The sequence below is a fragment of the Streptomyces davaonensis JCM 4913 genome, from assembly GCF_000349325.1.
GTDB classification, from domain to species: domain Bacteria; phylum Actinomycetota; class Actinomycetes; order Streptomycetales; family Streptomycetaceae; genus Streptomyces; species Streptomyces davaonensis.
Genome location: NC_020504.1, coordinates 3,986,389 through 4,000,523, shown reverse-complemented (window position 1 = coordinate 4,000,523; position 14,135 = coordinate 3,986,389). Strand labels below are relative to the sequence as shown.

The 14,135-nt window shown below is 71.3% G+C and carries 13 protein-coding genes; 9 read left to right on the top strand and 4 right to left on the bottom strand.

Features of this window, described 5'->3' with window-relative positions:
- Positions 1-22 precede the first annotated feature (22 nt).
- On the top strand, positions 23-496 hold the full coding sequence (locus tag BN159_RS17300) for a hypothetical protein (protein ID WP_231905620.1): 474 nt from the start codon (positions 23-25) through the stop codon (positions 494-496).
- Positions 497-557: 61 nt separating this feature from the next.
- Here BN159_RS17300 and BN159_RS17295 read toward each other — a convergent pair whose 3' ends face one another.
- Complete coding sequence (locus tag BN159_RS17295) at positions 558-3,230, bottom strand: FG-GAP-like repeat-containing protein (protein WP_015658293.1); 2,673 nt, start codon at positions 3,228-3,230, stop codon at positions 558-560.
- Positions 3,231-3,464: 234 nt separating this feature from the next.
- On the opposite strand from BN159_RS17295, the gene BN159_RS17290 reads away from it, so the two are divergent.
- From BN159_RS17290 to BN159_RS17270, 5 genes are all read left to right on the top strand, one after another.
- Positions 3,465-3,896 (top strand): hypothetical protein, encoded by a 432-nt coding sequence (locus BN159_RS17290; protein WP_015658292.1) that lies wholly within the window; start codon positions 3,465-3,467, stop codon positions 3,894-3,896.
- Positions 3,897-4,030: 134 nt separating this feature from the next.
- Positions 4,031-4,651, top strand: a complete 621-nt coding sequence (locus BN159_RS17285; RefSeq protein WP_015658291.1) for an RNA polymerase sigma factor — start codon at positions 4,031-4,033, stop codon at positions 4,649-4,651.
- Between the two features lie 172 nt (positions 4,652-4,823).
- Positions 4,824-5,549: a hypothetical protein gene (locus tag BN159_RS17280; protein ID WP_015658290.1), complete on the top strand. Its 726-nt coding sequence runs from the start codon at positions 4,824-4,826 to the stop codon at positions 5,547-5,549.
- 341 nt (positions 5,550-5,890) lie between these two features.
- The gene (locus BN159_RS17275; RefSeq protein WP_015658289.1) at positions 5,891-6,577 is read left to right on the top strand and encodes an RNA polymerase sigma factor; all 687 of its coding nucleotides are present in this window, start codon (positions 5,891-5,893) and stop codon (positions 6,575-6,577) included.
- Positions 6,577-7,605 (top strand): hypothetical protein, encoded by a 1,029-nt coding sequence (locus BN159_RS17270; RefSeq protein WP_015658288.1) that lies wholly within the window; start codon positions 6,577-6,579, stop codon positions 7,603-7,605. Before BN159_RS17275 ends, BN159_RS17270 begins: the two co-directional genes overlap by 1 nt.
- A gap of 218 nt (positions 7,606-7,823) precedes the next feature.
- Here the strand turns inward: BN159_RS17270 and BN159_RS17265 are convergent, their stop codons facing one another.
- On the bottom strand, positions 7,824-8,636 hold the full coding sequence (locus BN159_RS17265; protein WP_015658287.1) for a L,D-transpeptidase family protein: 813 nt from the start codon (positions 8,634-8,636) through the stop codon (positions 7,824-7,826).
- A gap of 235 nt (positions 8,637-8,871) precedes the next feature.
- On the opposite strand from BN159_RS17265, the gene BN159_RS17260 reads away from it, so the two are divergent.
- Both BN159_RS17260 and leuE read left to right on the top strand, forming a co-directional pair.
- On the top strand, positions 8,872-10,452 hold the full coding sequence (locus BN159_RS17260; RefSeq protein WP_015658286.1) for an acyl-CoA mutase large subunit family protein: 1,581 nt from the start codon (positions 8,872-8,874) through the stop codon (positions 10,450-10,452).
- A gap of 68 nt (positions 10,453-10,520) precedes the next feature.
- Positions 10,521-11,168, top strand: coding sequence for a leucine efflux protein LeuE (gene leuE / locus BN159_RS17255; RefSeq protein WP_015658285.1), 648 nt, complete (start codon positions 10,521-10,523; stop codon positions 11,166-11,168).
- Here the strand turns inward: leuE and BN159_RS17250 are convergent.
- On the bottom strand, positions 11,165-12,559 hold the full coding sequence (locus BN159_RS17250; protein ID WP_015658284.1) for an FAD-dependent oxidoreductase: 1,395 nt from the start codon (positions 12,557-12,559) through the stop codon (positions 11,165-11,167). The two genes, leuE and BN159_RS17250, sit on opposite strands and share 4 nt — an antisense overlap.
- A 71-nt stretch (positions 12,560-12,630) precedes the next feature.
- Between BN159_RS17250 and BN159_RS17245 the strand changes: the two genes are divergently transcribed.
- Positions 12,631-13,296 (top strand): TetR/AcrR family transcriptional regulator C-terminal domain-containing protein, encoded by a 666-nt coding sequence (locus tag BN159_RS17245; protein ID WP_015658283.1) that lies wholly within the window; start codon positions 12,631-12,633, stop codon positions 13,294-13,296.
- On the opposite strand, the gene BN159_RS17240 is transcribed toward BN159_RS17245, so the two are convergent.
- Positions 13,267-14,133 carry a class I SAM-dependent methyltransferase gene (locus BN159_RS17240; protein WP_015658282.1) on the bottom strand — a complete coding sequence of 289 codons (867 nt, stop codon included), beginning with the start codon at positions 14,131-14,133 and terminating at the stop codon, positions 13,267-13,269. The two genes, BN159_RS17245 and BN159_RS17240, sit on opposite strands and share 30 nt — an antisense overlap.
- Positions 14,134-14,135: the final 2 nt, after the last annotated feature.

Here is a 14,135-nt window from a genome sequence, read left to right as displayed (position 1 = left end):
CTGTGACCGTCCTGAGGCGGTGATGGGTCGGTCCTGCGCCGGTTGCGGGCAGCCCCCGGATCCGGGTGACGAAACGTGGCCTGACCACGCTCTTGTCGATGTGACGACTGTGACAGAGCAGCAGACCAGGCCCTCGGCTGCGGCGAAGCCGGTGCGATGGGCGGCGGACGCGGTATCGACGATGCGCGAGGGGGCGCGGCTGCGCCTCGACTACACGGCGCAGAGCCTGTGGCGGGTGGACCGGATGATCGACGACCTGCGCCGGGAGGGCACTCCGCAGGGCGCCGTGGCGAACGTGCTGCGCGGCCTCGGGGCGTACGCCGGTGAGGTGATAGTCCGCCAGACCGGCGCCGAGTGGTGGGCGTCCGGCGGTGAGCACTGGATCCGTACGCCCGACGGCAAGCTGTGGGACCCGATGGAGGAGGCCCGCCGCTGCTTCGCCGGGGACGGCTCGCTGCGGCTGCTGTGCCGGGACGCGACGAGCGGACGGAGATGACGCGGCCGGGGTCCCGTGCAGTGGGCGGGACCCCGGCCGGATCTGTGGGCTGTCGCCGCCGCTACGGCGCCAGCACCTGTCCGAGCCCGCCGTCGGTCGGCGTGCCGAGGGCGGTCTTGCTGTAGATCACCGAGTCGCCGTAGCCGAGGCCGGTGCTGTTGCTCGGGATGTGCAGCAGGACGCCGTCCGTGCCGTCCTCGCCGTCGGCGCCGATCGTGAGGTCGGCACGGCCGAAGCCGGACAGGTCGGTCAGCGACACGGACGTACCGAACAGGTCGCCCGCCTCCGCGGCGCCGGGGACGCTCGTGGTGTCCTGCGAGATCGCCACCGCGCCGGAGCCGGTCAGCCCCGTCGAGGAGCCCTTGACCAGGGCCACGGCGCCCGCGTTGGCGTAGCTGACGCCGCTGCGGGTGAGGTCCTCGTTGCGGGCGCCGGTCAGGACGTCGGCGTAGCCGTCGGCGTTGTAGTCACCGGCCGAGACGGAGATGCCGAAGGCGTCGCCGGACTCGTTGGTGTCGGGGACGCCCGAGGTGTCCTGGTGGATGACCTTCATGCCGGTGGTGGTGAAGCCGGTCGAGGTGCCGAACAGCATGGTGATCTGGCCGCCGGAGACGGCACCGGACTCCGAGGCGACCGGCTGGCCGATGACGAGGTCGTCGTAGCCGTTGCCGTTGAAGTCGCCGACCGCGACGGACCGGCCACCCTTGACCGACAGCACCCCGGCCTTGGTCAGGCCGTTCGCCGAGCCCGCGAAGCGGACCACCCGGCCGATGCCGCCGGTGTCCCGGTAGTTGAGGGCGACGTCGGAGTAGCCGTCCCGGTTGAAGTCACCGGTCGCGGCGTCCAGGTAGGCGATCGCGCCGGTGGCGGTGGTGAGGCTGCCGTACGTCGTCGAACCGCCGGTCAGCCGGACGTTGTACGTGCCGCCCTTGCCGGTGCCGGCCGAGAAGACGTCCGCCTTGCCGTCGCCGTTGAAGTCGCCGACGGTGACGGCCGAACCGAGCTTGGCGCCGGCCGCTGTGACGCCGGTCGTGGTGTACGAGAAACCGGTGTTGAGGGCAGGCCCGTACAGCACTGTGACCTGGCCGCGGTCGGCGTTGCCGCTGGTGTCGTCCTCGCCGGGCGAGCCGATCGCGAGGTCGGCGTGACCGTCGCCGTTGACGTCGCCCCAGGCGGTCGCGGTGCCGAAGGCGTCGCCGGACTCGGAGGTGCCGGGGACGCCGGCGGTGTTCTGCGTGAAGCCGATCCGGGACGCCGGGGCGGGCCCGTCGATGCTGCCCGGGACCACGGTGACGCGGTTGGCCTTCGGGGTGCCGGCGACCAGGTCGCTGACGCCGTCACGGTTCACGTCGGCGGTGGCCAGGGCGTGCGAGATGCCCGGGGTCTTGGCCAGCGTGGCGATGCCGCTCACCTTGGGGTACAGGTTGGCGCCGGGGCAGGCCGTGGCGTTGGTGTCCCGGTGGCCGAAGACGCGCGGCAGCGTGATGCTCGTGCCCTCGGCGACCTTGTTGCCGCTGTAGTTCAGCGGCGCGCGCGAGGTCAGCGTGACCTTGCCGGTCGGGTCGATGCCGTACATGCCGAACTTCCAGGCGACGACCCGGGCGATGGCGTCGAGGGCGGCCTTGGTGGGCTTGGCCGTCTCGAAGTTGCCGATGTAGGAGATGCCGAGCGTGTCGGTGTTGAAACCGGCGTCGTGCGCACCGATCACCGGCAGGTCCATGCCGCCGCTGCGGCCCTCGAAGATCTGGCCGCACTTGTCGACGACGAAGTTGTAGCCGACATCGAACCAGCCCTGGCCGAGGTGGCCCTGCTGGATCGTGCGCATCCGGGCCCTGGACTCGGCGCAGGACAGCTTGTTGTCGGTGTCGACGCCGGTGTGGTGGATGACGGCGGCCTTGATGTCGGTGCCGTACTCCGGCGTGCCGTTGTACTTCGTCGACGCGCCCCACTCGGCCTGCGTGATGATCGGTGGCTTGACGACCGTGGAGGGGCGGGCCTCCGGGACGGTGGGAGTCGGGGTCGGCGTCGCCGTCGGTGAGCCGGAGTCGGTGGGCGACTCGGAGGTGGTCGCCGTGGGCGAGGCCGGGTCCGACTCGGTCGGCGTGGCGGACACGGTCTCCGTGGGCGTGGAGGTCTCTGTCGGCGATGCGGTCTCCGTCGGCGTCGGCGTCTCCGCCACGAACGCGGCCGGGTCCAGGTCGCCCTCGGGGTCGGTGCCCGGGTCGAGCAGCTTGACGTCCATACCGGCGGGCTGGCCGCCGACCTCGGTGCCGTCGGCGTTCACCACCCGCACCTCGACACCGTCGGACGCACCGGTCCACACCGACTCGGTACCGCCGCGCAGGGCGGCCCGCTCGGCCTCCTTGCCGTCGGCCTGGCTCGGGTCCAGGACCACCTGACGCCACGGCGACCAATCGCCGGTCTCGACGTCCCGGGTGCGCACCTCGGGCGTGCCCTTGGTCGTCGCCTCGGGGTCGTCCCAGGTCACCACGACGGCGCTGAACTGCTCGGTGTCCCGCTTGGCGAGGCCCTTGCGGCCGCCGCCCTTGTTCTCCAGCTTCAGGGTGTGCACCGACGGACCGCGCTCGGCGGCCTTGTCGTCGGACTGCGAGGACTGGTCCGCCATCGCATACGTGACGACTCCCGCGCCGCTCAGGACGACCGCTCCGACGGTCAGCCAGGCCCGCCGTTTAAGACTGAGCGGCTTGTACGCATGGGTCCTTCGAGGACTCAACTACCCCACCCCTATGGAGATCGGACACAACAGCCACACCTGTCACAGGTGCGCTCTCCCTAAGCGTTGGGGCGGATTCAAACGTCACTCGAACAAAAGGTTGTACGGGACTGTGTGATTTCTGTGTGTGAATGAGCACAGCCCCGACCCGTGATGCCCCGGTGGCGGAATCCGCTGGAAGTGATGGGGGAGCCGAGAAGGCTCGCCCGCGGAACGACCGGAAGGGTGGGGCCGATGGGCCAGGTGCACGGACGGGTGCCGGGCGCGAGCGAGATGCGCGCGTACACGGCCGCCTTCGTCGCCCGGGTCACCGCCCGGAGCCGGCTGCCGCTCGACTACTCCGTGGCCAGCCTGCGGGTCGTCGACTTCCTCATCGACGGCCTGCGCAAGGGCGGCGCCGACCGCGAGCAGGCCGACCGGACGCTCTTCGGTCTCGGTGCGTACGTCGGCGAGGTGCTGGTCCGCCGGGCAGGCGCGCAGTGGGTGGACTACGACGAACCGCAGCGGGCCTACTTCGGCCAGCCGGTCGGCGTACGCATGCCGGACGGCCGGGTCTGGAACCCGCTCGGCAAGGTCCGCAACCGGTTCGAATCGGGCGGACCCGAGGAATCCCTCCAGACCTTCTATCTGACCTTGCACGGCCGGACACGACGGGCGGTGGCATGAGAAGGGTGAGGTTAAGGCGGCTGCTGTGACACTTCTGTGAAGCCCGGCGCTGTTGACCGTGGGGGGCGTGGCAAGAGGCGGGGCGCGCCGTGCGGTGCGGTTCCGCCGTTAACTCGGCAGGACGAGGACAGTTCTTGGGCCAGGGAGCGGAACCCCGTCGCGGGCACGCGCACGACGGGGAGCTGGGTACGGCCGTGGCGCGGGCGCAGGAGGGCGACGAGGTGGCCTTCGCGGTCGCCTACCGGCTCGTGCAGCCCGGGCTCCTCGGTTATCTGCGCGGCATCGTCGGCGACGACGCCGAGGACGTGGCCTCCGACGCCTGGTTGGAGATATCCCGGGACCTCGGCCGGTTCAAGGGTGACGGCGCGGGCTTCCGGGGGTGGAGCGCGACCATAGCCCGGCACCGGGCGCTGGACCATCTGCGACGGCAGCGGGTACGGCCCCGGGCGACGGCGACCGAGCAGGACGTACTCGACCTGCCCGGACCGCACAGCACGCACGAGCAGGCGCTGGAGTCGATCTCCACCGAGTACGCGCTGGAACTGGTCCGCGCGCTGCCGCGGGACCAGGCCGAGGCGGTGCTGCTGCGGGTGGTCGTCGGACTCGACGGCCCGGCCGCGGCCCGGGTCCTGGGCAAGCGCCCCGGCGCGGTGCGCACTGCCGCGTACCGGGGTCTGAAGCGCCTGGCGGTGCAGTTGGGCGCGGAGAGCGGTGTGACGGATGACGGCCCCCGCACGCTGGGGGAGTCGAAATGAACGGAGCGGGAAGCGCAGGCGTAGGTCTGGGGAGCGCAGCCCACTCATCGGTCGCGGGAATCGCGTCGTCCCACCGGGGACACGCGGCCTGCACAGGCCTCATGGGCCACACAGGACCCACGGGGACCATGGATCCCGGGTTGGACAGGTCGGAACAGGAACGGAAACGGACATGGGTGAACAGCTGAGCGACGGCGGCCGGGCCGGCCGTCGGCGTGCGCACCCTGGCGGCACCCCGTCCGGCCCGCACGGAGCCGGCGCCCGGCCCGACCTGGAGGCCCTGCTGGCCGCGGCCATGCGCCCGGCCATCGTGGACGCCGAGGGCGAGCGGCGCGCCGTGGACGCCTTCCGGGCCGCCCGGGACGCGGGCACGCACCGGGCCCGCACCCGGCGCCGGGACGACTGGCGCCCCCGCGCGTGGCGCCGCACCGTGCGCTCCCTGCGGGTCACGCTCTCGCTGCTCGGCGCGAGCCTCGCGCTCGGCGGGGTCGCCTTCGCCACGATCGGCACAAGCGGTTCCTCCTCGGACGCGGGCGCCGACGACGGCACGGCCACTCCCTCGGCCGGGGCCTCGACGAATCCGGGCGCCGGAGCCTCCTCCGCGACGGCAGGCCCCGGCCACGATCCGACGGACCGCCCGGAGACCGCCCAGGACATCGAGGCCCAGTGCCGCGCGTACGCACAGGTGTCGGGCAACGGCAAGGCGCTGGATTCGGTGGCCTGGCAACGGCTTCTCGAGGCGGCGGGCACTGCGGAGAAGGTCGACACCTACTGTGCGGCGCAGCTTGCGGAAGCCGACAAGGGCAAGGGCAGGGACGACGCTTCCGGCAACGGCGGCGACGACGCCTCCCAGAACGGCGGCGACAACGCCAACGACAAGGCCCGCCAGAGGAACTGAGCCCTTCGGGTTCCCGGATTCTCGGAGTCGGCTCGCCCGACTCGACCTCGAAGGTCCCTGCCAAAGCAACGGCCGGGGCCGCCACCCCCCACAGGAGAGGCCCCGGCCGTCGCGCGGCACGGGCCGCGCGGCGGCCCGTACTTCCTACAGCGCCATGAGTGCGTTTTCTGTCACACCCCGGTCCGTCACGACTGCGTTGCGCCTTGTACGGACATGGACGAGCAGCGGTTTCAGGTCGTAACGTGCCTTTCGCGCCGCACGGGGGAAGTTGAATGATCACTGAAGCCATCGGCGGGCCGCCGAGCCGGGGCCATCCACCCGACCATCTACCGAGGTACCGAGTGCTGGGGGACGACGCGCAGCTGACCGCCGCGCTGCTTGCGGCACAGGACGGGGACGAGACCGCGTTCCGGACTGTGTACCGCTCGGTGCATCCACGGCTGCTCGGATACGTACGGACGCTGGTCGGCGACCCGGACGCCGAGGACGTGGCGTCGGAGGCCTGGCTCCAGATCGCCCGGGACCTGGACCGCTTCAGCGGGGACGCGGACCGCTTCCGCGGCTGGGCCGCACGAATAGCCCGCAACCGCGCGCTGGACCACATACGCATGCGCGGCCGCCGCCCCGCGATCGGCGGCGACGAGACGGAACTGACCGGCCGGGCCGCCGAGTCCGACACCGCGGGCGAGGCCATCGAGGCGCTGGCCACCGACAGCACCCTCTCCCTGATCGCCCGGCTCCCGCAGGACCAGGCCGAGGCCGTCGTGCTCAGGGTGGTGGTGGGCCTCGACGCGAAGACCGCCGCCGAGACGCTGGGCAAGCGTCCGGGCGCGGTGCGTACGGCGGCGCACCGGGGTCTGAAGCGCCTCGCCGAACTTATCGGCGACCGTCCGGAGGCCGATCCGGAATCGGGCGGCAGCCTCGACGCGATGCCGCCCCAGCGAGAACCTCGTGGACGCACGGTGACGTCCGCGAGTGTGACGCCGAGTGTGACGCATACGCGTGCGCGGACGCAGAAGGATGTGTGATGGCCGACGAGCACTTCAGATGGCTGGACCCTGAGACGGCGGAACGTCTTCTGAGCGGGGAGCCACTGGAAGCTGGTCATGCGGCCGACCGGGACCAGGCCGATCGCCTCGCCAAGACGCTTGAGGCACTGACCGCCGAACCCTCGCCGATCAGCGCCGAACTCCCCGGCGAGGCAGCGGCGTTGGCGGCCTTCCGAGCTGCCCGCACGGAAAGCGCCGAGCGCACCGCTCGCGCCGGATCCGCCGCGCCCCCCGGCCCTCCGCACTCCTCCGACGCCGGTCTCATCCGCCTCGGCATCCCCGGCCACTCGCGCCGTACCCCCTGCTGGGCGCGCCGGGTGCGCCTCGGGCTGGCCGCCGCGCTCGCCGTCGGCATGATCGGCGGGGTCGCGGCGGCGGTCGGAACCGGAGTGCTGCCCACGCCCTTCGACAGCGGCGAACCGGCGCCCGGCGCCTCGGTCTCGGCACCCGAACACCCGCTGTTGTCGCCGCCCCCCAAGGACGCCCTCGGCGGCGAGAACCGCCCCGACGACGGGGCCGGCACCCAGGTGCCGGACGACTCCCGGACGTCGGGCGGCGCCGACCCGGGCCCCGGCGCCACGACCGGCGACCGGAGCCAGGACCGCAACGGCGGCGCGTGGCGCTCCACCCTCACCTCCGCCTGCCGGGACCTGCGCGACGGCAAGCGCCTCGGCGACGACCGCAGGCGTGCCCTGGAGGGCGCCGCGGGTGGCTCCGCCCGCGTGTCGAAGTACTGCAAGGCCCTGCTCGGCTCCGCGGAGAACGGCCAGGGCCGCGGCAAGGGCGACAGCGGCGGCAGCGGCAACGGGCAGGGCGAGGACCGGGACGACCAGGGCGGGGACGGCGACGGGGACGGGGACGGCCGGGGCCATGAGCGCGGCCACGGCAACGGCCGAGGTCACAGCGACGGTCGTGGTCACGGCGACCCCGGCGGCAACCACCGCACCGACGGCGCCGTCACCGGCACGATGTCCGCCCCGCAGAGCCGGGCCCAGTCCGCTTCGTGACTGCGGGCGCACACTGCGACACGCCTGCTGACCTGCATTTTTGTAAACCGCTGAACTTTTTTCGCGCGGGGTGTGACGTTTTCGGCGGCGTGGGCGCAGTATTCAGTGAGCCGACTGGTCATCGGCCGTCGCACTGAGCCGGGGTTCCCCCCGTACCTACGGCTCGTGCACCTGGCGCGGGCGGGACACGTTCCCCCGGTCCCGTCCGCGCCCCACTCTCACCAGGAGACGACGACCTTGTCGCCGTTCCTCACCTGCGCGAACAGCGCCGCGATGGCCCCCTCGTCCCGAATGTTGACGCAGCCGTGCGAGGCACCCGCATAGCCGCGGGCCGCGAAGTCGGACGAGTAGTGCACGGCCTGGCCCCCGCTGAAGAACATCGCGTACGGCATCGGCGAGTCGTAGAGCGTGGAGTGGTGGTGGCGGGACTTCCAGTACACCTGGAACACGCCCTCCCGGGTCGGGGTGTACTCGGAGCCGAAGCGCACCGCCACGGTGGACAGGGTCCGGCCGTCGACCATCCAGCGCAGGGTGCGGCTCGTCTTGTCGATGCACAGCACCCGGCCGGTCAGACAGCGCGGATCGGGCTCGGCGGCGGGCTGTCCGCCCATCAGATACAGATCCCATTTGCCGGGCTCCGAGGTCATCTTCAGCAACCGCTTCCAGGTGACGGAGTCCGTCTTCCCCGTCCTCGGCAGCCCCCGCTTGCCCTGGAACCCCTTGACCGCCCGCTCGGTGAGATCGTCGTACGTCCCCGTGGGGCCGTCGTAGAGCCAGGCGACCTGGCGCAGCCGGGCCTGGAGCTCCCGGACGTCCCGGCCGGTGTCACCGCGCGACCAGAGGACCTCGGGCGGCTTCGGCGCCTCGGATTTCTCGGCGGGGGGCGAGGGCTTGGCGTCGTCCGGTGACGCGGACGGCGTGTCGCCGGGCAGGTCGATCCGGACCGGCGAACGCCCGTCGTCCCCCGCCGCTTCCACCGTGCAGCCCGCGAGCACCGCCGCCGAGGCCAGCGCGGCGGCCGTTCTCCTCATGGTCCCCATCCGGCCCCCCAAAGGCGTCGATGTCCTCTGAGATGCTCCCCGCGGATGACTGGTTGCGAACGGCGGTGCATCGTTGTGACCGGGACCGCATCGAAGCTGTGAGCAAGGTCCCAGCGTGCTGCACTCCTCCGGGTGCGCACCACGCGGCTACAGTCCGTCGAAGGGTCGGTCTGTACCAGTGAGTAAGTAGGCAGCGAGCGAACTGCCCGGCGGGAGGCAACACACCATGGCGCGCGAGTCGGAGTCCGGACTGCCCATCGAACCGGTCTACGGACCGGATGACCTTGCGGGCTGGGACGCCGCCGAGAAGCTCGGCGCACCGGGCCAGTACCCCTTCACCCGCGGCGTGTACCCGTCGATGTACACCGGCCGCCCCTGGACCATGCGCCAGTACGCCGGCTTCGGCACCGCGACCGAGTCCAACGCACGCTACAAGCAGCTGATCGCCAACGGCACCATGGGTCTGTCGGTCGCCTTCGACCTGCCCACCCAGATGGGCCACGACTCGGACGCGCCGATCGCGCACGGCGAGGTCGGCAAGGTCGGCGTCGCCATCGACTCGGTCGAGGACATGCGGGTGCTGTTCGGCGGGATCCCGCTGGACAAGGTCTCGACGTCGATGACCATCAACGCCCCGGCGGCCCTGCTGCTGCTCATGTATCAGCTGGTCGGCGAGGAGCAGGGCGTCAGCGCGGACAAGCTGACCGGCACGATCCAGAACGACGTGCTGAAGGAGTACATCGCGCGCGGGACGTACATCTTCCCGCCGAAGCCCTCCTTGCGCCTGATCGCCGACATCTTCAAGTACTGCAAGGCCGAGATCCCGAAGTGGAACACCATCTCGATCTCCGGCTACCACATGGCGGAGGCGGGCGCCTCTCCCGCGCAGGAGATCGCCTTCACCCTCGCCGACGGCATCGAGTACGTCCGCACTGCGGTCGCGGCGGGCATGGACGTCGACGACTTCGCCCCCCGGCTGTCCTTCTTCTTCGTGGCCCGTACGACGATCCTGGAGGAGGTCGCCAAGTTCCGCGCGGCCCGCCGGATCTGGGCCCGGGTGATGCGGGACGAGTTCGGCGCGAAGAACCCCAAGTCCCTGATGCTGCGCTTCCACACGCAGACCGCGGGCGTCCAGCTGACGGCCCAGCAGCCCGAGGTGAACCTGGTCCGGGTCGCGGTCCAGGGCCTCGCGGCGGTCCTCGGCGGCACCCAGTCGCTGCACACCAACTCCTTCGACGAGGCCATCGCGCTGCCGACGGACAAGTCGGCCCGGCTCGCCCTGCGCACCCAGCAGGTGCTGGCCTACGAGACCGATGTCACGGCGACGGTCGACCCCTTCGCGGGCTCCTACGTCATCGAGAAGATGACGGACGAGGTCGAGCAGGTGGCCCTGGAGCTGATGCACAAGGTCGAGGAACTCGGCGGCGCGGTCACCGCCATCGAACACGGCTTCCAGAAGAACGAGATCGAGCGCAGCGCGTACCGCATCGCCCAGGAGACCGACTCCGGCGAGCGGGTCGTCGTGGGCGTCAACCGCTTCCAGCTGGAAGCGGAGGAGCCCTACGAGCCGCTGCGCGTGGACCCCGCCATCGAGGCCCAGCAGGCGGAGCGGCTCGCCAAGCTCCGTGCCGAGCGCGACCAGGAGACGGTGGACGCGGCCCTGTCCGCCCTGAAGAAGGCGGCCGCGGGCGAGGACAACGTCCTGTACCCGATGAAGGACGCCCTGCGCGCCCGCGCGACGGTCGGCGAAGTCTGCAACGCCCTGCGGGAGATCTGGGGGACTTACGTGCCGTCGGACGCCTTCTGACCGTCTGACCGTCTCGCCCCCTGGGACCCGGAATCGGAGTGTCGTACCCCCGTGCGACACTCCTTTTCATGTTCGGTGTCATCGACCTCCCCACCTATCTCGCGGGCCTGATCCTGATCGTCCTGCTGCCCGGGCCCAACTCGCTGTATGTGCTGTCCGTGGCCGCCCGCAAGGGCGTTCGGGCCGGGTACACCGCCGCGGCCGGGGTGTTCTGCGGGGACACCGTGCTGATGACGCTGTCCGCGGCCGGAGTCGCCTCGCTGCTCCAGACCAACGCCGTGCTGTTCGGCATCGTGAAGTACGCCGGTGCCGGCTATCTGACCTGGCTGGCCGTCGGCATGCTGCGGGCGGCCTGGGGGATGTGGCGGGCGCGGCGCGAGTCGGCCCTCGAGGAGACTTCGGCCCCGGCCCCCGACGAGCGGCCCTACCGACGGGCCTTCGTCGTCAGCCTCCTCAACCCCAAGGCGATCCTGTTCTTCGTCGCCTTCTTCGTGCAGTTCGTCGATCCCGGATACGCCTACCCGGCGCTCTCCTTCGTCGTGCTCGGCGTGCTGGCCCAGATCGCCAGCGCCCTGTACCTGAGCGCTCTGATATTCGGCGGCACGAGACTCTCCGCCGCCTTCCGCCGCCGCAAGCGCCTGTCGGCGGGGGCGACCTCGGCGGCCGGCGCACTGTTCCTCGGCTTCGCCGTGAAGCTGTCGCTGGCGGGTTCCTAGACCCCGAGCCGGGCGAGATAGGCGGGCAGTTCACCGGCCGCCTCGCCGGCCCAGCCCACATAGCCGTCCGGCCGCACGAGGAACAGCCCCGTCCCGTACGACGGTTGCTCCGCGCCGCTCACCACCTGCACCGACTCGGGCACCTCCGGCGCCTCGACGCCCACCGCGACCAGCGTCCAGTGCGGCCCCCGGAACGAGTCGAACAGCCGTACGCCGTCCAGCATGCCGTCAGGTGCGCGGTCGCCCGCCCGGAGAGGCCCCGGCGCGGGGCGTGTCTCCTCGGTGAGGGACGAGTCGCGGTAGCCGAGCCCCAGTTGCCGGGTCGCCTCCCCGCGGCGCACCTCACCGCGATGCACTCCGGTGGACACCGCCAGCATCTGCGCGGCGATGGGCCGCCGCTCCTCCTCGTAGGTGTCCAGGAGCCCGGCATCGGCCGACCCCGCCACCACCGCCCCCAGCTTCCACCCCAGGTTGTAGGCGTCCTGGACGCTGGTGTTCAGGCCCTGACCGCCGGCCGGGGAGTGGATGTGCGCCGCGTCCCCGGCGAGGAAGACCCGGCCGGACCGGAAGGCGTCCGCCAGCGCGGCCCGGGGCCGGAAGTCCGAGGCCCACCGCACCTCCGTCACGTCCTCGGGCGCGAGGTGGGAGCGCGCGGCCACCGTCTTCCGTATGCCCTCCGGGGAGAGGTCCACCTCGGCGTCCTCCGGGAACTGCGCCATCACCTGGAAGTCCTCCGTGCCCGCGAGCGGGCAGACGGCGAGGAAGCCGTGGCTCTCGGACGGCGGGAAGATGTGCCAGTTGTCGCGGTCGAGGCCGGTGATCCGGACGTCCGCCACCAGCGTCGGCTGCGGATCGACCGTCTCCCCGGTCATCCCGATCCCGAGGGCCCGCCGCACGGCCGACCGCCCCCCGTCCGCGGCGACCACGTACCGCGCCCGCAGGGGACCCCCCGCCCGGAACCCGACGGTCACCCCGTCCTCGTCCTGCTCCAGCGAGACCACCTCCCGCCCGAACTCGACCCGCCCGCCCAGCTCCCGCAGCCGGGTGTGGAGGATCTCCTGAGTCCGCCACTGCGGCAGCATGCACCCCTCGTTGTACGGCGAGTCCTCGGTCGCCTCGGCCGGGTCGAACATCCGGTGCTCGCCCATCCGGCGCCCGTCCTGCCAGATCATCCCGACCGGATAGGTCCCGCCCGCCTCCCGGACGGCGTCGAGCACGCCCAGGTCGTCGAAGACCTCCATCGTCCGCGGCTGGAGTCCCTTGCCGCGCGAGCCCGGGAACAGCTTCTCCGCCCGCTCCACCACCAGCGCGTCCACCCCGCGCCGCGCGAGGTCGACGCCGAGGGCAAGCCCGGTCGGACCAGCACCCACGATCAAAACAGCAGTATCCATGCCATTTCCCCTTAACGTTGTTAAGTGCTCTCGGGTACGAGGATGGCCTTAACGCCGTTAAGCTGTCAAGCGTGAACACGGAACGCCGAGCCCCCCTCGACCGCCGCCGAGTCGCCGCCACCGCGCTGGAGCTCCTGAACGAGACCGGACTGCACGGCCTGACCCTGCGGGCCATCGCCAAGGAGCTGGACGTCAAGGCGCCGGCCCTCTACTGGCACTTCAAGGACAAGCAGGCCCTGCTGGACGAGATGGCGACCGAGATGTACCGCCGCATGGTCGCGGGCGCCGACCTGGACCCCGCCGACACCTGGCAGGAGCGTCTCCTGAAATCCAACCGCGGCCTGCGCACCGCCCTGCTCGGCTACCGCGACGGCGCCAAGGTCTTCAGCGGCTCCAGCTTCACCGGCATCGAGCACGCCGAGCAGATGGAGGACAACCTCCACCTGTTCACCACCGCGGGCTTCACCCTGAGCCAGGCGGTGAGGGCCACGACAACGACGTACGCGTACACCCTGGGCTTCGTCACAGAGGAACAGGGCCCCAAGCCCGACCTCGACGGCCGAACCCACCTACTGACCGACTTCCCGTTGTCGGCAGCGGCAGGCAAGGAGATCTTCGCGAACTACGAAGGTCACTTCGAGGAGGGCTTGCAGCTCGTCATAGCAGGGGTTGAGGTGACCTACCTAGGGGCGCGGGGAACTGCGCGATCAACCCCCACCGGCCCGCGCTTTGAGTGAATTCCGCACCGCCCGAGTGACAACCGGCGGCAACAGATCAACAGCGACCCGCCGAGACCAAGACCTCCGACGCACCGGCGCAGCAGCCGGGGCCGGCGCTGCCGGCGCCTTCACCTTGCGGGCACGCACCCGCACCAACCGATGCCCGGCAGCGTCCTGCACACTCAGCCCGCAGTCCTCCCGCCCCCGGAGCATCCCCAGCAGCTCCTCCTGGACGGCACCGGGATCCCCCCATGTGCCGTACAGCTTCTGCGTGCTCAGACACACCGGCCGCAACCCCCGGTTGAGCACCGCCTCCCAGGTCGCGACGGACACTCCGGGCGTGTGCTCGGAGCGGAAGTCGTCGAGCACCACGATCCCGTCGGGCACCAGCAGATCCCGCGCCGCCCCGATGTCGTCGTACACATGCTCGTACAGGTGAGACGCGTCGATGTGCACGAACCGGCAGGTACCCGCCGCGACCTCCCCCGTGATCAAAGAACTCGGCCCCTGGATCACCCGAGGCAGCGCGTCATGGAACGCCAGATAGTTCCGCTCGAACGCCTGCCGCGTCAGCGACGCGTACGACTTCGACGCCTCCGCCTGATTCGCCCCGTCCGGCGCGTCGCTCTCGAACAGATCACAGACCGTGAAGGTCTCGCCGGGCCGCAGATGCCGCCCCAGCAGGATCGCGCTCTTGCCGAGATAGACCCCCAGTTCCAGCAGGTCACCCCGCTGACCGAGGGTCTCCTGCCGCTGAAGGAACCAGGTGAACAGCGTCTGGTCGAGCGCGGGGAACCAGCCCGGCACATCGCCGAGCTCGCCGGGGAGTACGGGTGCCTGTTGCGCGTTGGCCATAC